The following is a 19,707-nucleotide window of genomic DNA, read 5'->3' on the forward strand; positions in this document are numbered from 1 at the left end:
AGGGTGTGGCGCCGCGGCGAAGCCGCGTCGTCGGTCGGGGCTGTGCCCCGCCGGCCGGCGATCGCGCCGAGCCGGCGAATAGCCTCGCTATTCGCCTTCGCGATCGCTTGCTCTTGCGAATAATTCTCGTTATCGGCTCTTCGACACTGGGGTGGACGCAAGGTTCGATGAGCGCACGGGCAAAGCCGGGCCGCAAGGCGTTCTGGCTGAAACAATTGCATAGCTGGCACTGGATCAGCTCGGCGATCAGCCTGATCGGCCTGCTGCTGTTCACTGTCACGGGCTTTACGCTCAACCACGCGGGAGAGATCGGCGGCACGCCGGTCACCAGCACCGCGCCCGCGCAGCTCCCCCCCGCCCTCGCCCGCAGCATCGCACCGGACGGCGCCGCCGACGCGAAGAAGCCCCTCCCCGATCCGGTCGCCGCCTACATCCGCGACCGCTACCCGACCGAGGCGCGCGGCGAGGCGGAATGGTCCACCGACGAGATCTACCTGCCGCTGCCCCGCCCCGGCGGCGACGGCTGGATCGCGATCGACCGAGCGAGCGGAGCGGTCACCAGCGAGGTCACCGACCGCGGCTGGATCGCGTACCTCAACGACCTGCACAAGGGGCGCAATTCCGGACCTGTGTGGAAGTGGTTCATCGACGTCTTCGCCGCCGCATGCCTCGTCTTCTCGCTGACGGGCCTCGTCCTGCTGTGGCTGCACTCGCGGCGGCGGCCATCGACGTGGCCGCTCGTCATCTCCGGCCTCGCCATTCCGGTGGTGCTCGCCATCGTCTTCATCCACGTCTGACTATCACCCAAGGGAAACCACCCATGTCGATCACGTATCGCATCATCCTGACAGGCCTGCCGCTCGCCGCCGCGGCGACGTCTCCCGCCGCCGCGCAGACGCTCGACCTCACGCTCGCCATCCCGCGCATGAGCGTTGCCGAATATCACGCCCCCTATGTCGCCGCCTGGTTGGAGGCGTCCGGCGCCCCGGCGCGCACCGTCGCGGTCTGGTACGATCTCGACAATCGCGAGAACGGCGGCAAGAAGTGGCTGACCGATCTGCGCACGTGGTGGCGCGCCTCGGGCCGCGCGCTGACGCTGCCGGCCAACGGAGTCTCGGGCGCGACCCGCCCGCCGGGCACCCACAAGCTGGTCGTCCCCGCCGGCAAGCTCACGCCCGGTCAGTACACGCTGGTGATCGAGGCCGCGCGCGAGGTCGGTGGGCGCGAGGTCATCCGCCTGCCCTTCGCCTGGGCCGGCAAGCCCGTCCGCGCCACCGCCGCCGGCAAGACCGAGCTCGGCGCCGCAACTCTCATCGTCCGCTAAGGAGCCCCCCGATATGCGCATCCGTCCGATCATCCTCGCCGCCGCCGCGCTGGGCGCGCTCGCCATCCCCGCCGGCGTGTCCGCCCACCGCCTGTGGATGCTGCCGTCCACCACCGTCGTCTCCGGCGCCGACAGCTGGGTCACCTTCGACGCAGCTGCGTCCAACGACCTGTTCTACCCCGATCACCAGCCGCTGCGCGCCGAGCCTCAGGTCGTCGCGCCCGACGGCACGACGGGCAAGGTCCAGAACTTCGCGATCGGCAAGTATCGCTCGACCTTCGACGTGCAGGTCGACAAGCCCGGCACGTGGAAGCTGGCACTGGTCAACAGCGGCGTGATGGGCAGCTATATGCTGAACGGCAAGCAGGAGCGCCTGCCCCGCGGCACCACCGCCGCGCAGCTGGCGACCGCCGTCCCCGCCGGCGCGACCGAGGTGAAGCTGGGCGAGAACAGCAGCCGCAACGAAGTGTTCGTGACCTCCGGCGCACCGACGACGACCGTGCTGAAGCCGACCGGTCAGGGCCTGGAATTCGCCCCCGTCACCCACCCCAACGACCTGAGCGCAGGCGAAGCCGCAACCTTCGGCTTCCTGATCGACGGCAAGCCCGCCGCCGGCCTGACCGTCACCGTCGTCCCCGGCGGATCGCGCTATCGCGAGCAGGTCGGCGAGATGACGCTTAAAACCGATGCCAAGGGTCAGGTGACGGTGAAGTGGCCGGGCGCCGGGATGTACTGGCTGAACACGACCGCCACCGGCAAGAGCTCGACCATCCCGAACGGCGAGAAGCGCATGAGCTACACCACCACGCTCGAGGTGCTCGGCTGACGACGCACACGACGGCGGCGGGCGCGCGGATCGCGCTCCCGCCCGTCGACGAAGCCGCGTTCCACCGGCGCGCGGCCGGCGCGCGCGTGCGCCGGTTCGACGGCGCGACGATGGGGACGAACTGGTCGGCGCAGGTCGTCGCCCCGCACCCCGACCTGGAAGCAGCGCTGCTGGCGACGCTGTCGGAGGCGATCGCGGCGCTCAGCCACTGGGCACCGGACTCCGCGCTTTCCCGCTTCAACCGATCGCCGCTCTCCGCATGGCAGCAGCTGCCGCCGATGCTAGCCGAAACGCTGGAAGCGGCGGATGCGGTGCATCGCGCTAGCGGAGGCGCCTTCGATGCGGCCGGCGGTGCGCTCGCCGACATCTGGGGCTTCGGTCCCTCGGGTCCGGTGGCGATCCCGCCCGACATCGTCGCGATCGGGGGCGCGCTTGCCCGCAGCGGCTGGGACGCGATCGAGCGTGACGACGACCGCGCCCGCCGTACGCGCGATGTGACACTCGACCTGTCGGGCATCGGCAAGGGGCGCGCCGTCGACGCGCTCGCTGTCACCTGCCGCGGCCACGGCGTCCACGACTTCCTGGTCGAGATCGGCGGCGAGATCGTCGGCGCCGGCATCCAGCCCGACGGTCAGCCATGGTGGGTCGATCTGGAGGCGCCGCCCGGCCTTCCCCTCCCCCCGCTACGCATCGCCGCACACGAAGTCGCCATCGCGACCTCCGGCGACTATCGCCGCTATCTGACGGTCGACGGCCGCCGTCTCGGCCACACCATCGACCCACGAACCGGACGGCCGGTCGACAGCGACGTCGTGTCCGTCAGCGTCGTGGCGGGCGACTGCATGGCCGCCGACGCCTGGGCGACCGCGCTGACCGTGCTGGGCGTGGGCGAAGGACTGGCACTGGCGGAACGCGAGGGACTGGCGGCGCGGTTCGTGACCGGGGACGGCGTGGAGACGCTGTCGCCGGTGTTGGCGGGGATGCTGGAGTAGGCGCGGGAGATCGGGCCATTCGCATTCCCCTCCCTGGAAGGGAGGGGTCAGGAGTGGGTGGCCCTCGAGGAAACGGCACACGCGCCACATACCGACCCACCTAAGCCCCTCCCTTCGAGGGAGGGATGAAGGGCCTAGGGCGTATCGACATTCAGTTCAGGCGGAGCCGAAAAGGATGGTTCTGCCAGCATCGGAGCGCAGCGTACTTCAGGTACGTGAGCACCGACGCGCAGCAGAACCGCGCTTTGCAGGCCCGTCTGGGCTAAAGGTCGATACGCCCTCAAGCCTCCGCCCACCGCCGTAGCAGGTTATGATACACCCCGGTCAGCTCCACCGCCGCCCGGCTGCCCTGCCCCAGCTCGCTCCCAACCCGCTGCACCGCGCGGTCGAGGTCGAACAAGATCGCACGGTCCTCCGTCGATCGCACCATCGATTGCAGCCAGAAGAAGCACCCGATGCGCACGCCGCGCGTCACCGGCTCCACCCGGTGGACGCTGGAGGCCGGGTAAAGGATCGCGCTTCCCGCCGACAGCTTAATGCGCTGCTCGCCCGCCGGCGCCTCGATCACCAGTTCACCGCCGTCGTAGCTGTCGGGGTCGGTCAGGAAGATCGTGCACGACAGGTCAGACCTGATGCGGAAATCGGTGCCGCGCTGCATGCGGATGGCGTTGTCGACATGCGCACCGAACGCTTCCCCGCCCTCGTAGCGGTTGAAGAGCGGCGGATACACCTTGAGCGGCAGCGCGGCGGCGACGAACAGCGGCGTACGACCGAGCGCATCGAGCACCACGCCCCCCGCCGCGCGGGCAGCCTCGCTGGCTTCAGGCAACTGCCGGTTGCGCTTAGCGAGCGCCGACTGCGCCCCCGACGTGGCATTGCCATCGACCCAGTCGGCCGCGTCGATTAGCGCGCGGACCCGCGCCAGCGTCGCGGCATCCAGCACGTCGGTTATGGGCAGCATCATCGCGCCACCCTATGCCGGACGCGCCGAGTTACAAGGCGGATGGACCTTACGAATACGCACAGATCCATCCGCCCGCCCCTTTGGCTCAGAAGCTGTAGAACAGGTTTGCCACCACCGAGCGCGCCTCGCCCGGCACCGCCCAGCCATTGTTGCGGATGCCGGTATAGTATTTCTCGTTGGTGAAGTTCTGCACGTTGACCTGCGCGGTCAGGCCGTTGCCGATCTCGTACGACACGAACGCGCGGTGCGTGGTGTAGCTGAGCGATTCCGCCACCGTCGTCAGGATCGCGGACGGCACCAGCGGGGTCGCCAGCGCCGCGTTGTTCAGCGCGAACTTGCCCTGATGGGTCAGGCCGTAGCCGAACTGCAGACCGAACGGCAGCGTATAGCTGGTGAACAGGCTGCCCGAATGCTTGGGCGTGTTCGTCAGCTTCTGACCAGCCAACGGATCGGGGTTCGCCGCCGAATTGCCGCATGGGTTCGTCGCGGCGCTGCCGGTGCCGCGCGGTCCCGGATTGGCGAGGCAATAGTCCGACACGCCCTGGCGGATCGTGCTGTCGAGATAGGTGTAGTTGGCAAAGATCGACCACGCCCGCGTGATGTTGCCGGTCGCGCCCAATGCGATGCCGTCGACGCGGCTGCGCCCGTCGAGCACCGGCAGCGTCGTGACGATCGGGTCGTTGGTGGCGACGCGGAAATTGGTGCGCTCGTTGCGGAACGCCGCCGCGGTCAGCTGCAGACGGCCGCCGATCAGATCGGCCTTGGCACCCACCTCCCAGTTGCGACCCTTTTCCGGCGGCACGTTGCACGGGTCGAGCGACCCGCCCGGTGCCACGATAAGCGTGCCGCACCCGGCGCGCACCGTGGCCGACCCCGGCGTCGCGGTGGTTGCGTGCGCGATATAGAGGCTGGTCGCCTTGGTCGGTTTGAACACCGCACCGACGCGGTAGGAGAACAACTTCTCGTCACTGTCCTGTACGGGGCCGCGCGCATAGACGCCGCCGGTCGCCGGAGTGGTGAAGGTATCGGCGCGGAATCGGGTGCGGACGCGCTCGTAGCGGACGCCGCCCGACAGTTCGAAGTGCGCGCCCAATTCCAGCGTGTCGAACGCATAGGCCGCCAGATTGTCGGTATCGCCGTACGACTTGCCCACCAGCACGTAGTTGATCGGACCCGTATAGACGGTGTTCGGATTGCTGAGCGAGATCGGCGGCAGCACCGGATTGGGCAGCGCGCCGCCCGGATTACGCAGCAGCTGGCCGGTGGCGAGCTCATAATCCTCGAGCGCGCCGAACACACCCACGGCCAGCGTATTGCGGATACCGCCCTTCTCGCCCGACACGACGCGCAGGTCGGTCTGATTGGTCAGCAGGTCGTTCATCTGGTCGCGCACGTACCCACGCGGGCCACTCGGATAGAAGGTGCCGGGCGTGTTCGATCCGGTCGGACAGGCGACGCCCAGCGGCGTCTGGCCGCTCGCGAGGCAGATCGTGCCCTGCGGCGCGCTGGTGTGCGAATCCTGGATCACGCGCTGCCAGCGGGTGAGGTTGCGCAGCGATACGCCCCCGCCGAAATCATGATGGAACGTCGCGGTCAGCCGGTCGACGGTCGATTCCTGCCGGTCGAGGTTCTCGATGCCGAAATAGTCGCGGGTATCGATCCCCTGCGGCACGCCGCCGGCGACCGCATAATAGGGGATGCCGTACGCCGGAATATTATCGTCCCGCTGGTGCAGATAGCTGAACGTCAGGCTGGTGGGGCCGTCGATCCCGATCGTGACGGACGGCGCGACGCCCCAGCGCTTGAACTTCTCGACATCGCGGCCCGGCACGTCGTTGCGGTGGTACATCGCATTCAGCCGCACCGCGACCAGGTCGCTGACCCGTTTGTTCGCGTCGATCGTCGCGCGGTAGTAATTGTCGGTGCCGATGCCGGCCTGCAGCACGGTCAGGTCGCGCGGCTGCGGCACCTTCGACACCAGGTTGATCGTCCCGCCCAGCGACCCCGCACCATTCTGCACGGAGTTGGCGCCGTTGTAGACCTCGATCTGCTGCAGGTTGAACGGATCCGTGCGGCTGTACTGCGCACTGTCGCGCAGGCCGTCGACGGTGATGTCGTTGTTGGCCGAATAGCCGCGCAGGTTGATCGAGTCGCCATAGCCGCCGCCGCCTTCGCCCGCGCCGAAGGTGATACCGGGAATGGTCTGCAACGCGTCGCGAAGCGTCAGCAGGTTCTGCTTGCGCAACGTCTGGTCGCTGATGACGGTGATCGTCTGCGGCGTGTCGAGCAGCGGTGCGGTCGCCTTGGGCGATTCCAGTTCCGCGTCGCGCTCGCCGGTCACGATGATGTCGCGGCGGTCATGCTCCTGCGCCTGCGTCTGCGGGTCGGCGACCACGGCGACAGCGGCCGGCTTGACCTTGGACCCGTCGGCGGCCGCAGCCGGCGCGGTCGCGATGAACCCGACGCACGACAGCGCGATGAACGACGATGTGGACGAAACGATGGAACGGCTCATGACTTCCCCCTTGCTTGGGGGTGCTGCTATTGAGAGTCGCTCGCACCGTCAAGGCTATTGCGAGTAATTATCATCTCTGCCGTCGATCTGTATCGCCGCAATCATCAGCCAGCTGCGGATCGCACTCGCGAGGTTGGGCGGGTCTTCGGCGTCGATCCGCACCGCATCGATGCGCGCAACGAGCGCGCTTAACGGGATTGTCCGATCGCGGGCATGCCTCTCCAGCGCCGTCCAGAACACCGGCTCTAGGCTGATCGAGGTCTGGTGCCCGGCGATCGTGATCGATCGCTTCACCGGCCCGACGAAGCCGCCGGGCGGCGCCGCGATCATCCGCGCCGGCCCGCGGGCGGATCGTCGAACAGCCCGGCGAGCTGCTCGATCATCGTGCCGGCCAGCTGGTCGACATCCATGATCGTGACGGCGCGCTGGTAGTAGCGGGTCACGTCGTGACCGATGCCGATCGCGACCAGCTCGACCGGGGATCGCGTCTCGATCCACCCGATCACCTGGCGGAGGTGCCGCTCCAGATAGCTGCCGCTGTTCACGCTCAGCGTCGAATCATCGACCGGCGCACCGTCGGAAATCACCATCAGGATGCGGCGATCCTCCGCGCGCGCGATCAGCCGGCCGTGCGCCCACAGCAGCGCCTCACCGTCGATATTCTCCTTCAGCAACCCCTCGCGCATCATCAGCCCGAGCGCGCGTTTCGCCCGACGCCACGGCTCGTCGGCCTGTTTGTAGACGATGTGCCGGATGTCGTTCAGCCGCCCGGGCTGCGGCGGGCGGCCCGCGACCAGCCACGTCTCGCGCGCCTGCCCGCCCTTCCACGCGCGTGTGGTGAAGCCCAGCACCTCGACCTTTACGCCGACCCGCTCCAGCGTGCGCGCAAGGATATCGGCGCTGATGGCGGCGATGCCGATCGGCCGCCCGCGCATCGACCCCGAATTGTCGATCAGGATCGTGACGACCGTATCTTTGAACTCGGTATCGCGCTCGACCTTGTAGCTCAGCGACAACATCGGGTTGACGATGACGCGCGCCAGCCGCGCGGCATCGAGGATGCCCTCTTCCTGATCGAAGTCCCACGACCGCGACTGCTGCGCCATCAGCCGCCGCTGCAACCGGTTGGCCAGCTTCGTGACGACACCCTGAAGATGGACGAGCTGCTGGTCCAGATAGGCGCGCAGCCGGTCCAGCTCCTCCTCGTCGCACAGCTCGGTCGCGGCGATCACCTCGTCGAACTTGGTCGTGTAGGGCTTGTAGTCGAACTGCGGCGGCATGTCGGACAGCGGCCGGTTGGGCCGCACCGGCATCATGCCATCGTCGCCGCCCTCGTCCGGCTCGCCGTCCATGTCGTCGAGCGGGTCTTCGCCCTGATCGTTGTCCTCGCCCTCGTCGCCCTCGCTCTCGCCGCTTTCGCCGCGCGCATCGACTTGGCCGTCAGCGGCGTCGGCGCCGTCGTCGCCGTCCTCCTCCTCGCCCTCGTCCTGCTCCTGCTCGTCGTTCCCCTCGTCCTCGTCGCCGCCCTCGTCCGCCTCGTCGGGCTGCACCTCGCCCTCGACCAGTTCGAGATCCTCGAGCAGCCGCACCGTCAGCTTCTGGAACGCGCGCTGGTCGTCGATCGCAACCGCCAGCGCGTCGAGATCGGCGCCGCCCTTCTCCTCGATCCAGTCGCGCACCAGCGCCAGACCGGTCGCCGCGGTCGCCGGCGCCTGCCGCCCGCTCAGCCGCTCGCGCACCAACAGGCCGATCGCGCTCGACAGCGGCACCTCGTCGGCGGAGCGCGCCCGTGCGATCGGATCGGACTTCATGCGCAGCGCCAGCGCCTGGTCGAGGTTGCCTGCAATCCCGGCAAACCCGCGCGACCCCAGCGCCTCGATCCGCGCCGTCTCCACCGCATCGAACACCGCGCGCGCCACCGCCTCGCCCGGCGCGGCGCGGGCGTGGAGCGTCGAATCGTGATGCTTCAGGCGCAGGGCAAAACTGTCCGCGAACCCCCGCGCCTCCGCCACCTGATCCGCCGGCAGCGTACGCGCGGGCATCGGCACCTTCAGGTGGCGCCCGGCCTGGCTCGGCGCATCGGCGGTGAAAGCGAGTTCGACGTCGTCGCGCGACGACAGCACCCGCGCGGTGCCGCCGAGGACGGATTTGAAACGATCGAGCGGTGTATCCTGCGCCATGCCGTCCACCTAGGACGCGAGCGGACTGCGCACAACGGCGCGGATCAGTTCCGCACGTCCTTCGCGATCGCATCGAGCAGGCCGTTGACGAAGCCCTTCTCGCGCTTTTCGTAGAAGGCGTCGGCCACATCCAGATATTCGCTGATGACCGCGCCCGCCGGCACGTCAGGGCGGGCGATCAGCTCATAGGTGCCCGCGCGCAGGATGCCGCGCATCGGGCGGTCAATGCGATCGAGGCTCCAGCTGCCGCTCAGCTTTTCGGAGATACGCCGGTCGATCTCCTCCGCGCGCGTCGTTGCGCCGGTGACGATGTCGTCGAAGAACTCGACGTCGGCGTCGGCATATTCGACATCCTCGATCGTCGCGCCCAGCCGGTGGGTGTGAAATTCGTGCAGCAGCGTGACGACCGGCGTCCCCTCCATATCGTGCTGGTACAGCGCCTGCACCGCAGCAAGGCGGGCGGCGGCGCGCGCGGTGGATCGCGCGCGGGTGCGGGAATTGGCTTTGGCGGTCATGGTGCGCAACCCCTAACCGCGCGGCGGGGAAACGTCCATGTCGCGGCCGGCAAACCTATTCGGGTGCTCCCGCGAAGGCGGGAGCCCAGTGTTACGACATGCAGCGTTAGCGGCTCTGGGCTCCCGCCTTCGCGGGAGCACGGTACGCATATGTCGACGCCTACTGCCCCAGCCGCAGCGCCACCGACCGCGCATGTGCGGGCAGCCCCTCGGCATCCGCCAGCGCCACCGCCGCCGGCCCGATTGCCGCCAGCGCGGCCTCGTCGCAGGCGAGGAAGCTGGTGCGCTTCATGAAGTCGAGCACGGACAGTCCCGACGAGAAGCGCGCCCGCCGCCCGGTCGGCAGGACGTGGTTCGGCCCGGCGACGTAATCGCCCACCGCCTCCGGCGTATGCCGGCCGAGGAAGACCGACCCGGCATGGCGCACCCGGTCGAACAACGCCTCGGCCACATCGGCGTCGCAGGCGATTTCGAGATGCTCGGGCGCCAGCGCGTTGACCAGCGGGATGGTTTCGTCGAGGTCGCTCGTCAGGATGATCGCGCCGTTCGCGTCCCATGCCGCCCGCGCCACGTCGCGCGTCGCCAGCGTGCCGATCTGCATATCCACCGCCGCCGCCACACGATCCGCGAAAGCGGCATCGTCGGTCAGCAGGATCGACTGGCTGGTCGGGTCATGCTCGGACTGGCTCAGCAGGTCGGCGGCGATCCATTCGGGATCGTTGGTGCCGTCCGCGACCACGACGATCTCGCTCGGACCCGCGACCATGTCGATGCCGACGACGCCGTAGAGCTGACGCTTGGCCTCCGCGACCCAGGCATTGCCGGGACCGGTGACCACATCGACCGCCGCGACCCGCCCGGTGCCGTAGGCGAGCGCGGCAATCGCCTGCGCGCCGCCGATCCGCCAGATCTCGTCCACGCCGGCGACATGCGCGGCGGCGAGGACCAGCGGATTGATCCCGCCGTTGGGCGTCGGCGTCACCATCACCAGCCGGCCGACCCCGGCCGCCTTTGCGGGCAGCGCGTTCATCAGCACCGAAGAGGGATAGGCCGCGCGACCGCCCGGCACATAGACGCCCGCCGCGTCCACCGCCCGCCACCGCGCGCCCAGCCGGACGCCCGCCGCATCGGTCTCGTCGCGATCCTCGGGGATCTGCTTGGCATGATAGGCGGCGATGCGCGTCGCCGCGAGGTCCAGCGCCGCGCGCAGTTCGTCCGTCAGCGCCTGATAGGCGGCAAGGCACGCCGCCTTCTCGATCCGCCAACCGGTGTCGTTCAAGTCATGCCCATCGAACCGCTTCGTATAGGCGGCGACCGCCGCATCGCCCTCGTCGCGCACTGCGGCGACGATGGTCCGCACGTCGCGGGCGACATCGGCATCCGCCTCCCGCCGCGCACCGACCAAGGCGTCGAAGGCGGCGGCGAAGCCGGGTTCGGTCGTCGAGAGGCGGATCATGCGGCGCTCCCCTCCCTGGAAGGGAGGGGCTGGGGGTGGGTAGCTATCGGCGTAAACCCATCGACCGACCCACCCCCGACCCCTCCCTTGTCCAGGGAGGGGAGAGTTTGCTCGACCGCCCGCCGGAACGCATCGACCAGCGGCACCACCTGCGCGCGCGTCTTGAACGCCGCGCGGTTGACGATCAGGCGTGAGGTCACCTGCGTGATAACCTCCACCTCGACCAGGCCATTCTCCTTCAGCGTCCGCCCGGACGACACCAGATCGACGATGCGCGGCGCCAAGCCCAGCACGGGCGCCAGTTCCATCGCACCGTTCAGCTTGACGCATTCCGCACCGACGCCGCGCGCCTCGAAATGGGTGCGGGTGACGTGCGGATATTTGGTGGCGATGCGGACGTGGCTCCACCCGCGCGGATCGTCCTTCGCCGCCATCGCCGCGGGCTCCGCCACCGACAGGCGGCAATGGCCGATGCCGAGATCGACGGGCGCATAGAGTTCGGAATAGGCGAACTCCATCAGCACGTCCGATCCGACGATGCCGAGATGCGCGGCGCCGTGCGCGACGAAGGTCGCCACGTCGAACGCGCGCACGCGGATCAGGTCGATGTCCGTGCGATTGGTGGAGAAGCGCAGCGCGCGGCTGTCCTCGTCCATAAATGCCGCTTCCGGCTCGATCCCGACCCGCGCCAGCAGCGGCAGCGCCTCGGACAGGATGCGGCCCTTCGGCACTGCGATGATGATCGGATCGGCCATGTCGCGCCGGGCTTTACTTGCGCGCCCCTACGCGCGCAATCTCGGTGGCACATATGGCGAGCGAAGACGACAACCGGCAGGCGTTCCGCATCCAGGCGGGCTATTGTCGCGCGATGGCGGCACCGGTGACAGCGGCGATCTGCGAGGCGCTGGCCGACGCACTCGATCGCACGACCGCGACCGGGCGGGCGGTGCTCGACTGGCCGGGCGAGCCGGTCGCGGACGCGCTGGCGCTGCGGCTGGTGGGCGGGCTGCATGCGGCCTATCGCTCCCGCGCGCTCACCGACCTGTTCGACGGTGAGGTAACGGTCGCAAGGGCGCGCGCTGCGCTGGCAGCGAACGATGCGGCGCTGCTGCCATGGCTCGCCGGGCCGCCGCAGACCAACGAGGCGGGGCGATCGGCCGGACTGATGACCGGCCTGCTGCATCTGGCAGAGCGCTATGGCCCGCGTTTCGAGGTTCTGGAGGTCGGGTCGAGCGCGGGGATAAACCTGCTGATGGATCGCTACGCCTTCGATTTGGGCGGGGTGCGGGTCGGGCCGGACGATCCCGCCCTGACGATCCGTCCGGACTGGCGCGGACCGCCTCCGCCTCCGTCGCCGATCCGGATCGAATCGATCCGCGGCGTCGATGTCTCACCGGTCGACCTCACCGACCCGGCAGCGGCCGAGCGTCTCCAGGCTTATGTCTGGATCGATGCCATAGAGCGCGTCGAGCGGCTGGCGAAGGCGATCGCGATGGTGCGCGAACACGGCGTCCGCCTGGATCGCGGCGACGCCGCCGACTGGGTCGAGGCGCGACTGGCCGAGCCGCAGCCGGCCGGCGTCACCCGCGTGCTGCTCCATTCAGTCGTCTGGCAATATCTGGGGCCGGAGCGACAGGAGCGCATCCGCACCGCGATTCACACCGCCGGCGCCCGCGCCACCCCCGACCGCCCGCTCGGTTGGGTGATGATGGAGCCCAATCGCGACGCCCACCGGCATGAGGTTCGCGTGCGCGGCTGGCCAAGCGATGTGCCGATGCAGCTCGTCGCGCTGACGCATGCGCATGGCGCGTGGGTGGAGGGTCTGGCAGCGCCCTTTGCCACCACGGACTATGTGATGCGCGGCGTCGCGCCGGAGTAAAGGCCACACCCTACCACCGTTCGTGCTGAGCGAAGTCGAAGCACTTGGCGGAGAGCAGGCCTTCGACTTCGCTCAGGCCGAACGGAAAGGAGCATAGCCGCCGTGCCGTTCAAATCCCCCAAGCCCGCATAGCCTCAACCACCGCCGGCGCATTCTCCCACGGCACGAAATGCCCGGCATCGACCTTCGTCACCGTCAGGTCGGGCACCAGCGCGTCGAGCCCCTCGAGCTGGATCGGCAACAGCGCAACGTCGCGCAGGCCCCAGATCACCAGCGTCGGCTGCGTCACCGGCGGGAACGGCGCGTCGAGGAAGGCCGGGCGCTCCACCTCGTCCTCCGGTCCCGGCACCTGCACCGCGCTCGCGCGATACCAGTTCAGCATCGCGGTCAGCGCGCCGGGCTGCGACCAGTCGGCGATATAGCGCTCGCGTTCGCCCGGCTCCAGTTCCGCCACATCGGCATGGCGCGCGAACGTCGTGTCGAAGAACGCCTCCATCCCCATGGCGGAGACCTGATCCTCGATGCCGGGTGTGCGGAACGCGCGGATATACTGGCTGGCGGCGCGCTGCTGCGCATCCTCGATCAGCGATTTCTGGAAGACGAACGGATGCGGCGCGTTGACGATCACCAGCCGTTCGATGCGGGTCGGATTCTGCAGCGCCGCCATCCACGCGATCGCCCCGCCCCAATCGTGACCGACCAGCGTGAAGCGATCGATCCCGAAATGGTCCGCCAGCGCCAGCAGGTCGGCGACCGGCTTGTCGGGCGTGTAATTCTCGACCCCGTCCGGCTTCGAGGATCCCGCGAAGCCGCGCTGGTCCGGCGCCAGCACGAAATGATCGCGGGCGAGGTCGGGGATCACACCCCGCCAAGTCCGGTGCGATTCGGGAAAGCCGTGCAGCAGGATGATCGGCGGCGCGGAAGGATCGCCCGCCACCGCGACGGTCAGCGTCATGCCCGTCGCCAGCGGCACCGATTGCAGATCATAGTCGCCCATCATCGTCTCCATCACGGATAGCTCACCGTCTTCGGCACCTCGGGGATCGGGATCCATTCCTTGTCGTCGCCCGGCACCTTCGGGAATTCGCCCGCCTTCCACGCGCGTTTCGCCTCGTTGATGCGCTCGCGGCTGGACGACACGAAGTTCCACCACACGTGGCGCGGCGTCATCGCCTCGCCGCCGCACAGCATCACCCGCCCGCCCCGCTCCGATCGCAGGGTCGCGGCGATACCGGGGCGCAGGACGTAGAGGTTGGTCCGGTCGAGCGCGACACCCTCGACGCTCGCCTCGCCATCACACAGGTAGAGCGCGCGTTCGTCGGCGTCCGCGTCGATCGGGATGCTGCCGCCCGGCGCCAGCACGATGTCGGCATAGATGGTGCCGGCATAGGTCGTCGTCGGCGCGGTGCGGCCCCACAGCGACCCCATGATGATCCGGGCCTTGGCACAGCCGTCCTCGATCACCGGCAACTCGGCCCTGGTGACATGCTGGAAGGCGGGGTCGATCTCCTCCACCGCCTCGGGCAGCGCGATCCAGGTCTGGATGCCCGACAACTCCGGCCCCTTCGCGCGCTCGTCGCCTGGCGAGCGTTCGGAATGGACGATACCGTGGCCCGCGGTCATCAGGTTGACCGCCCCCGGCTCGATCCGCGCCTGCGTCCCCAGCGAATCGCGATGGTCGATCGCGCCGCCGAACAGATAGGTGACCGTCGCCAGATTGATGTGCGGGTGCGGCCGCACGTCGATGCCCGTGCCGGCATCGAGGATCGCCGGCCCCATCTGGTCGAAGAACAGGAACGGCCCCACCATCGTCCGTGCCTTCGCCGGCAGCGTGCGATGCACCTTGAACCCGCCAAGGTCATGCGTGACCGGCGTCAGTATCTGTTCGATGAGGTCGTCGTGCGTCATGCGGCGTCCAGTTCGGGATAGTGGCGAAAGATGCCATCGGTGTTGAAGGGCAGCCGGCGCTCGCTCTTCAGATAGGCGCGGATGCCGGGCAGTTCGGCGACCTGATCGCGGATGCGGATGACGCCCGGATAGTCGCGCTCGAGTCGCCCCATCCGCTGCGGGAACATGTAGCGCAGCCCCTCGACAAGCTGGAACAGCGAGGTATCGACATAGGTCCAGCGGTGATCGATCAGCCAGTCGCCCGGATTGCACGCCACCGCGGTCTCGAAATAGCCGAGAAACTTCGGCAGACGCTGCTCGCGGAACTGCGCCGCCGCGCGCGCGGCTTCCGCCTTCTGGTCGTCGTAATAGTCCATCATCGCAACGGGATGATGGACGTTGTGAACCTCGGCGACGACATCCGCGATCGTCAGCTGCAACTGGTTGAGCCAATACCGATCCGCCATGTTCGACGGCGCGAGGTCGTGCTGGCTACCGAGATAGGCGAGGATGTTGGCGACCTGCGCGATCACCAGTCCGTCGATCTCGAGATACGGCGGCGCGAACGGTGCTCGGCCACCATAGCGTTTCATATCGGCGATCAGCGCATCTTCGCCGCCACCCCGAGCGCAATCGCGATAGTCGATGCCCGCCGCCTCCAGCGCGAGCCGCACGAACTCGCCACGACCCTGAATGCTGGGCCAGTACCAGAGGTTGTAAGCCATCGACGTCAGTCTCCGGGCGATCGGGCGCGGATCGCCAGCGCATGGATGCGCGTCGCCAGCAGATCGGCGAGCGCATGGTTCACCAACCGCTGACACGCCACGCGGTTCAGTCCGGCGAAGCGCGCGCTTTCGATCTCGACCGAGAAATGCGTCTCGCCGGTGCCGTCGTCGCCCATGTGGCCGGCGTGCTGATGGCTGTCGTTGTTGACCACCAGATGCGACGGGGCGAGCGCGTCGGTCAGGCGGGCGGCAATGATCTGGTCGAGCGGAGCGGTGGCGAGGTCTGTCATCGCCCCTATATAGGCCGCTTTCACGCGAGGGTGTCGAGTGGCGCGGGGCGAACCCCAGAAGGAAAGACCGAATGCACGCTTCCACGGCCGGGTGGAGGCGGACGGACGGCCATGCGCGCATCCCGGCTGCGCCGAGCCGGGCGAGTTCCGCGCCCCCGACCCCGGCGGCACGCGCGCCAGCAGCGAGGGGCCGGGATCGTTCCGCTGGCTGTGCCTGGACCACGTCCGCGCGTTCAACGCCGGCTACAATTTCTTCTCCGGTATGAGCACGGAGGAGATCACTGCCGCCCAGCGCCCCTATGCCGGCTGGGAGCGGGAAACCCGTGCGTTCGCCGCCAACGGCGCGGACCGGCCGCCGCCCTGGTCCGACTTCGCCGATCCGCTTGACGCGATCGGCGCGCGCTTCCGCGAGAAGATGGCGGAGGCCAAGGGCCGCGCCGACGGCAAGCCGCTGACGACCAAGGATCGCCGCGCGCTGAAGCTGCTCGACCTGCCGCCCGATGCCGATCGCCGCGCGCTGCGCGTCCGCTATTCGGAACTGGTCCGCAAATTCCATCCGGACCGCAACGGCGGCGATCGGCGCCACGAAAGCGCGTTGCAGGCGGTGGTCGAGGCGTATCAGCATCTGAAGAGCGCGCCGGCCTTCGCTTGACGCGAAACAGGTCTGACAAAACCCGCGGCCCGCGATAGGCTGGTGGGATGAGATCGTTCCTGCCGCTGCTCCTCGCCGCGTTCAGCCTTCCCGCAAGCGCCGGCCAGTCGGTGGCGCCACCCGCCCGTCCGGCGGCGTTGCGACTGCCCGACATGCCGCTGCACGATCCCTTCATCGTCGCGGACCGGGCGAGCGGCACCTACTGGCTGTTCACCCGCAACGAACGCCGCATGACCGGCGACGCGCGCATCGGCATCATGGCCTACATCAGCCGTGACCTGAAGACCTGGACCCGCCCGCGCGTCGTCTTCGCGCTACCGCCCGGCACATGGGCGAACGGCGGTGCGTGGGCGCCGGAGGTGCATCGCTGGCGGGGCCGCTGGTATCTCTTCGCGACCTTCCACAACGAAAAGGCGGCGCTGCCCGCCACGCACGGTCGCCCGTCCTATCGCCGCGCCACCGTGCTGGCGGTCGCGGATCGGCTGAACGGGCCGTTCACGCTGGTACGGCAGGGGGCACCGGTCGCCGAGGCCGACCGCATGACGCTTGACGGCACGCTGTATGTCGATCCCGCCGGCAAGCCGTGGCTGGTCTATGCGCACGAGTGGCTTCAGGTCGGCGCCGGCACGATGGAAGCACGGCCGCTCGACAACGCCCTGAAAGCGAGCGGCCCCTCGCGCACCTTGTTCCGCGCGACCGATGCGCCGTGGGCGAGCGGATCGCCGCAGCCCGACGGCACGACGACCTACGTGACCGACGGTCCGCAACTCTACCGCACGCGCACCGGCACGTTGGTGATGCTGTGGTCCAGCTACGATCGGAACGGCTATGTGCAGGGCATCGCCCGGTCACGGTCTGGCGGACTTGCCGGGCCGTGGGAACATCTGCCGCCACTGGTCCGCGCCGACAGCGGCCATGGCATGCTCTTCCGCCGCTTCGACGGGCAGTTGATGATGATGCTCCATCGCCCGTTCAAGAATGCACGCGGCAAGCTCTACGAGATGCGCGACGACGGCGACACGGTGACGGTGGTGCGCGAGGCGACCGAGCTCGACGGCGAGGCGCGCGACGTGCGGTAAGGCCCGCCCCCTCCCGTTCGGGAAGGGGCGGAATTTAATTCAGGCAGTGGCCTTTTCGGCCTTCGCATTGACCTTGGACGTGGCGAGCACGGTCAGCTTGCCATCCGTCGCAATCTCTTCGTCCAGCGTCAGCTGCAGGATCGCGGCGGCCTCACCACGGCCCAGCTGGTCGGCCCACGCGATCAGCGTGCCGTAGCGTGTGATCTCGTAATGCTCGACCGCCTGCGCGCTGGCGATCAGCGCGGCGTCGAGCACTGCCTTGTCGGCGATCTCTCCGGCGACCTCATTGGCTTCCTTGATGATGCCGTCGATCGCGGGGCAGGTCACCGCCTTCGGCTTTTCTCCCAGCAGGTCGAACACCTGCTCCAGCCGGCGGATCTGGCCTTCGGTTTCGGTCAGGTGCGTCTCGAACCCGGCCTTCAGTTCGGGCGAGGTGGCCTTCTCGACCATCTTCGGCAGCGCCTTGGTGATCTGGTTCTCGGCATAATAGACGTCCTGCAACTGGTGCAGGAACAGGTCGTCGAGCGTCTCGATGTCCTTGGAGAACAGGCCCATGTCGAATTCCTCTGCGTTTCGGGAGACACGCCACGTGGCGCATGTCCTTCTCCAACGCACCGGGATCGAGTTAGGCCGCCAGGAATCTCGACAACCTATGTCAATCGACCGACAGCCGACGCGCGACCGCGACCAGTTGGTCCGTCGCGGCGTTCCAGCCCGCCTCGAACCCCATCGCCTGATGCCCTTCCATCGCTTCGCGCGTCCAGTGGCGCGCGATCGCGGTGTAGCGCGTGCCGTCGCCCTCGTCAGCGAAGCTGTCGATGCGGACCATGAACGGCCCCGCCGGCACCCAGTCACCGGTGAACGCATCGGTGGAGACGATACGCTCGCCCTCGACCACGTCGAGAAACACGCCCTCGATCCGGTTCTCCTCGCCATCGGGCCCGCGCATGACGATGACCGAACGGCCACCGGGGCGCAGTTCCTGCACCAGAGTTTCCGATCTCCACGGGCGCGGGCAGAACCACTCGTCCTGATGTTGCGTCCAAGCCCGCCACACGACCTCACGCGGCGCGTCGATAACGCGGTCGATGCGCAGTTCGAACGACGCGCTCATGCCGCGTCTCCACGCCGTGCCGCCTCGATCCGCGCCACGTCGATCTTCGACATAGTCAGCATCGCGTCGAAGGCGCGCTTCGCCTCGTCGCCGCCGGCGTTCAGCGCCTCGATCAGCGTGCGTGGCGTGATCTGCCAGGAAAAGCCCCAGCGATCCTTGCACCAGCCGCATTCGCTCTCCCGCCCGCCGTTGCCGACGATCGCGTTCCAGTAGCGGTCGGTTTCCGCCTGATCCTCGGTCAGGATCTGGAAGCTGACCGACTCATTGGGCACGAAGTCCGGCCCGCCGTTCAGCCCAACGAAGCGCTGGCCGAGCACCGTGAACTCGACGGTGATCTCCTCCCCCGCCTGCGTGCCGGGATTGTCGGACGGCGCCGCTGCGCCTTGACCGACATGGCTGTCGGGAAAGGTCGCGGCATAAAATTCCGCCGCCGCACGCGCCTGCCCGCGATCGAACCACAGACAGGTCACCAGCTTGCCGTTCGTCACAATGCTGCTCCCTTGCGCGGACCGACGAGGCCTAGCTGATGGCCCTGCGCGTCGGCGATGTTGGCCGAATATTCGCCGCCTGGGATCTGCATCGGTTCCTGAAACAACGTGCCGCCGGCATCCTTCGCCGCGGCGACTGCCACGTCAATATCGGGCACGTGCACGTACCAGTTCCACCGCGCCGGTGCGTTCGTCAGGCTACTCGACATGATCGCGCCCGGCCCGGTCGCCTGCGCATCGGGACAGTCGGGCGTCGGCCCGGCCGCGCCGATGAAGGCATAATCGCCCATCGGTCCCATCGGCATCGCCCCCGCCTTCGTCCAGCCGAACAGCGCGCCGTAGAAGGCGAAGGCGCCATCGGGATCGGGCGTCGCCAGCTCGATCCACACGCCGCGTCCCTCTACCGATCCGTCCGCCGCCTGCACGAAGGCGCGGCTGTCCTCGGGGCTGTCGCCGCGCATCAGCGTGAAGATCACGCCCTGCGGGTCCGCCACCACCGCGAAACGCCCGACCTGCGGAATGTCCGCCGGCCCGAAGTGCACCGTGCCGCCCAACTCGTTAACCCGCGCCGCCGCGGCATCGACATCGTCGGCGGCGAGATAGATCGACCAGCCGGGCAAGCCGCCCGCGGTCGATCCGCCGTCCATCAGCCCGGCGACCGCGTCATGCTCGCCCGGCCCGCCCATGCGATACCCGCCATGTTCGGGCAGGGGGGAGGTGGCGAAGCGCCAGCCGACGACCCGTTCGAGGAAATTCTGCGCTGCGTCGGGTTCGGCCGTGCTCAGTTCGAACCAGATCGGCGTGCCCATCGGATCGGCCAT

The 19,707-nt window shown here is 68.5% G+C and carries 22 protein-coding genes; 7 read left to right on the top strand and 15 right to left on the bottom strand.

All coding sequences use genetic code 11. From position 1 onward, the window contains the following. Positions 1-167: 167 nt before the first annotated feature. From ACX40P_RS12510 to ACX40P_RS12525, 4 genes are all read left to right on the top strand, one after another. Positions 168-797, top strand: a complete 630-nt coding sequence (locus tag ACX40P_RS12510) for a PepSY-associated TM helix domain-containing protein (RefSeq protein ID WP_459126689.1) — start codon at positions 168-170, stop codon at positions 795-797. Positions 798-820: 23 nt separating this feature from the next. Beyond that, a complete protein-coding gene (locus ACX40P_RS12515; RefSeq protein WP_459126690.1) occupies positions 821-1,324 on the top strand; it encodes a DUF2271 domain-containing protein in 504 nt (167 codons plus the stop codon). 13 nt (positions 1,325-1,337) lie between these two features. Further along, on the top strand, positions 1,338-2,150 hold the full coding sequence (locus ACX40P_RS12520; protein ID WP_459126691.1) for a DUF4198 domain-containing protein: 813 nt from the start codon (positions 1,338-1,340) through the stop codon (positions 2,148-2,150). An 86-nt stretch (positions 2,151-2,236) separates the two neighbouring features. Then, entirely contained in the window at positions 2,237-3,142 is a 906-nt protein-coding gene (locus ACX40P_RS12525; protein ID WP_459126692.1) for an FAD:protein FMN transferase, read from the top strand. Between the two features lie 280 nt (positions 3,143-3,422). Here ACX40P_RS12525 and ACX40P_RS12530 read toward each other — a convergent pair whose 3' ends face one another. The 7 genes from ACX40P_RS12530 to hisG form a co-directional block, all read right to left on the bottom strand. Continuing rightward, entirely contained in the window at positions 3,423-4,106 is a 684-nt protein-coding gene (locus ACX40P_RS12530; protein WP_459126693.1) for a Fe2+-dependent dioxygenase, read from the bottom strand. Between the two features lie 85 nt (positions 4,107-4,191). Further along, positions 4,192-6,621, bottom strand: coding sequence for a TonB-dependent receptor (locus ACX40P_RS12535; protein WP_459126694.1), 2,430 nt, complete (start codon positions 6,619-6,621; stop codon positions 4,192-4,194). Positions 6,622-6,675: 54 nt separating this feature from the next. Further along, positions 6,676-6,951: a ribbon-helix-helix domain-containing protein gene (locus ACX40P_RS12540; RefSeq protein ID WP_459126695.1), complete on the bottom strand. Its 276-nt coding sequence runs from the start codon at positions 6,949-6,951 to the stop codon at positions 6,676-6,678. Beyond that, positions 6,948-8,801 carry a cobaltochelatase subunit CobT gene (gene cobT / locus ACX40P_RS12545; protein WP_459126696.1) on the bottom strand — a complete coding sequence of 618 codons (1,854 nt, stop codon included), beginning with the start codon at positions 8,799-8,801 and terminating at the stop codon, positions 6,948-6,950. Before cobT ends, ACX40P_RS12540 begins: the two co-directional genes overlap by 4 nt. A 44-nt stretch (positions 8,802-8,845) precedes the next feature. Beyond that, positions 8,846-9,316, bottom strand: a complete 471-nt coding sequence (gene nusB, locus ACX40P_RS12550) for a transcription antitermination factor NusB (RefSeq protein WP_459126697.1) — start codon at positions 9,314-9,316, stop codon at positions 8,846-8,848. Positions 9,317-9,476: 160 nt separating this feature from the next. Next, entirely contained in the window at positions 9,477-10,772 is a 1,296-nt protein-coding gene (gene hisD / locus ACX40P_RS12555; protein WP_459126698.1) for a histidinol dehydrogenase, read from the bottom strand. Then, positions 10,769-11,527 (bottom strand): ATP phosphoribosyltransferase, encoded by a 759-nt coding sequence (gene hisG, locus ACX40P_RS12560; RefSeq protein WP_459126699.1) that lies wholly within the window; start codon positions 11,525-11,527, stop codon positions 10,769-10,771. The genes hisD and hisG overlap by 4 nt, the downstream gene beginning before the upstream one ends. 53 nt (positions 11,528-11,580) lie before the next feature. Between hisG and ACX40P_RS12565 the strand changes: the two genes are divergently transcribed. Beyond that, complete coding sequence (locus ACX40P_RS12565; RefSeq protein WP_459126700.1) at positions 11,581-12,651, top strand: DUF2332 domain-containing protein; 1,071 nt, start codon at positions 11,581-11,583, stop codon at positions 12,649-12,651. A gap of 109 nt (positions 12,652-12,760) precedes the next feature. On the opposite strand, the gene ACX40P_RS12570 is transcribed toward ACX40P_RS12565, so the two are convergent. From ACX40P_RS12570 to ACX40P_RS12585, 4 genes are read right to left on the bottom strand one after another with little or no spacing between them, the layout of a single operon-like run. After that, positions 12,761-13,648, bottom strand: coding sequence for an alpha/beta fold hydrolase (locus ACX40P_RS12570; RefSeq protein ID WP_459126918.1), 888 nt, complete (start codon positions 13,646-13,648; stop codon positions 12,761-12,763). Between the two features lie 11 nt (positions 13,649-13,659). Next, a complete protein-coding gene (locus ACX40P_RS12575; RefSeq protein WP_459126701.1) occupies positions 13,660-14,559 on the bottom strand; it encodes a pirin family protein in 900 nt (299 codons plus the stop codon). Further along, complete coding sequence (locus ACX40P_RS12580; protein WP_459126702.1) at positions 14,556-15,263, bottom strand: glutathione S-transferase; 708 nt, start codon at positions 15,261-15,263, stop codon at positions 14,556-14,558. Before ACX40P_RS12580 ends, ACX40P_RS12575 begins: the two co-directional genes overlap by 4 nt. Positions 15,264-15,268: 5 nt before the next feature. Further along, a complete protein-coding gene (locus tag ACX40P_RS12585; protein WP_459126703.1) occupies positions 15,269-15,553 on the bottom strand; it encodes a BolA family protein in 285 nt (94 codons plus the stop codon). Positions 15,554-15,590: 37 nt separating this feature from the next. Here ACX40P_RS12585 and ACX40P_RS12590 point away from each other — a divergent pair, with 37 nt between their 5' ends. Together ACX40P_RS12590 and ACX40P_RS12595 are read left to right on the top strand one after the other, a co-directional pair. After that, positions 15,591-16,205, top strand: a complete 615-nt coding sequence (locus ACX40P_RS12590; RefSeq protein ID WP_459126704.1) for a J domain-containing protein — start codon at positions 15,591-15,593, stop codon at positions 16,203-16,205. A 47-nt stretch (positions 16,206-16,252) separates the two neighbouring features. Then, on the top strand, positions 16,253-17,284 hold the full coding sequence (locus tag ACX40P_RS12595; protein WP_459126705.1) for a glycoside hydrolase family 43 protein: 1,032 nt from the start codon (positions 16,253-16,255) through the stop codon (positions 17,282-17,284). 39 nt (positions 17,285-17,323) lie between these two features. On the opposite strand, the gene ACX40P_RS12600 is transcribed toward ACX40P_RS12595, so the two are convergent. From ACX40P_RS12600 to ACX40P_RS12615, 4 genes are all read right to left on the bottom strand, one after another. Continuing rightward, positions 17,324-17,839, bottom strand: a complete 516-nt coding sequence (locus ACX40P_RS12600) for a YciE/YciF ferroxidase family protein (RefSeq protein ID WP_459126706.1) — start codon at positions 17,837-17,839, stop codon at positions 17,324-17,326. Positions 17,840-17,939: 100 nt separating this feature from the next. Continuing rightward, positions 17,940-18,398: an SRPBCC family protein gene (locus tag ACX40P_RS12605; protein WP_459126707.1), complete on the bottom strand. Its 459-nt coding sequence runs from the start codon at positions 18,396-18,398 to the stop codon at positions 17,940-17,942. Then, on the bottom strand, positions 18,395-18,886 hold the full coding sequence (locus ACX40P_RS12610; protein ID WP_459126708.1) for a VOC family protein: 492 nt from the start codon (positions 18,884-18,886) through the stop codon (positions 18,395-18,397). The genes ACX40P_RS12605 and ACX40P_RS12610 overlap by 4 nt, the downstream gene beginning before the upstream one ends. Beyond that, positions 18,883-19,707, bottom strand: a complete 825-nt coding sequence (locus ACX40P_RS12615; RefSeq protein WP_459126709.1) for a VOC family protein — start codon at positions 19,705-19,707, stop codon at positions 18,883-18,885. Before ACX40P_RS12615 ends, ACX40P_RS12610 begins: the two co-directional genes overlap by 4 nt.

It is taken from the genome of Sphingomonas sp. RS2018 (genome assembly GCF_054489605.1).

Coding starts and splice junctions, on each gene's coding strand:
- ACX40P_RS12600 (WP_459126706.1), bottom strand. CDS start 17,839: ATGGGCCTGTTCTCCAAGGACATCGAGACGCTCGACGACCTGTTCCTG.
- ACX40P_RS12520 (WP_459126691.1), top strand. CDS start 1,338: ATGCGCATCCGTCCGATCATCCTCGCCGCCGCCGCGCTGGGCGCGCTC.
- ACX40P_RS12535 (WP_459126694.1), bottom strand. CDS start 6,621: ATGAGCCGTTCCATCGTTTCGTCCACATCGTCGTTCATCGCGCTGTCG.
- ACX40P_RS12510 (WP_459126689.1), top strand. CDS start 168: ATGAGCGCACGGGCAAAGCCGGGCCGCAAGGCGTTCTGGCTGAAACAA.
- ACX40P_RS12605 (WP_459126707.1), bottom strand. CDS start 18,398: ATGAGCGCGTCGTTCGAACTGCGCATCGACCGCGTTATCGACGCGCCG.
- ACX40P_RS12580 (WP_459126702.1), bottom strand. CDS start 15,263: ATGGCTTACAACCTCTGGTACTGGCCCAGCATTCAGGGTCGTGGCGAG.
- ACX40P_RS12575 (WP_459126701.1), bottom strand. CDS start 14,559: ATGACGCACGACGACCTCATCGAACAGATACTGACGCCGGTCACGCAT.
- hisD (WP_459126698.1), bottom strand. CDS start 10,772: ATGATCCGCCTCTCGACGACCGAACCCGGCTTCGCCGCCGCCTTCGAC.
- hisG (WP_459126699.1), bottom strand. CDS start 11,527: ATGGCCGATCCGATCATCATCGCAGTGCCGAAGGGCCGCATCCTGTCC.
- ACX40P_RS12615 (WP_459126709.1), bottom strand. CDS start 19,707: ATGGCCGATCCGATGGGCACGCCGATCTGGTTCGAACTGAGCACGGCC.
- ACX40P_RS12570 (WP_459126918.1), bottom strand. CDS start 13,648: ATGGGCGACTATGATCTGCAATCGGTGCCGCTGGCGACGGGCATGACG.
- ACX40P_RS12515 (WP_459126690.1), top strand. CDS start 821: ATGTCGATCACGTATCGCATCATCCTGACAGGCCTGCCGCTCGCCGCC.
- cobT (WP_459126696.1), bottom strand. CDS start 8,801: ATGGCGCAGGATACACCGCTCGATCGTTTCAAATCCGTCCTCGGCGGC.
- ACX40P_RS12585 (WP_459126703.1), bottom strand. CDS start 15,553: ATGACAGACCTCGCCACCGCTCCGCTCGACCAGATCATTGCCGCCCGC.
- ACX40P_RS12595 (WP_459126705.1), top strand. CDS start 16,253: ATGAGATCGTTCCTGCCGCTGCTCCTCGCCGCGTTCAGCCTTCCCGCA.
- ACX40P_RS12565 (WP_459126700.1), top strand. CDS start 11,581: ATGGCGAGCGAAGACGACAACCGGCAGGCGTTCCGCATCCAGGCGGGC.
- nusB (WP_459126697.1), bottom strand. CDS start 9,316: ATGACCGCCAAAGCCAATTCCCGCACCCGCGCGCGATCCACCGCGCGC.
- ACX40P_RS12540 (WP_459126695.1), bottom strand. CDS start 6,951: ATGATCGCGGCGCCGCCCGGCGGCTTCGTCGGGCCGGTGAAGCGATCG.
- ACX40P_RS12530 (WP_459126693.1), bottom strand. CDS start 4,106: ATGATGCTGCCCATAACCGACGTGCTGGATGCCGCGACGCTGGCGCGG.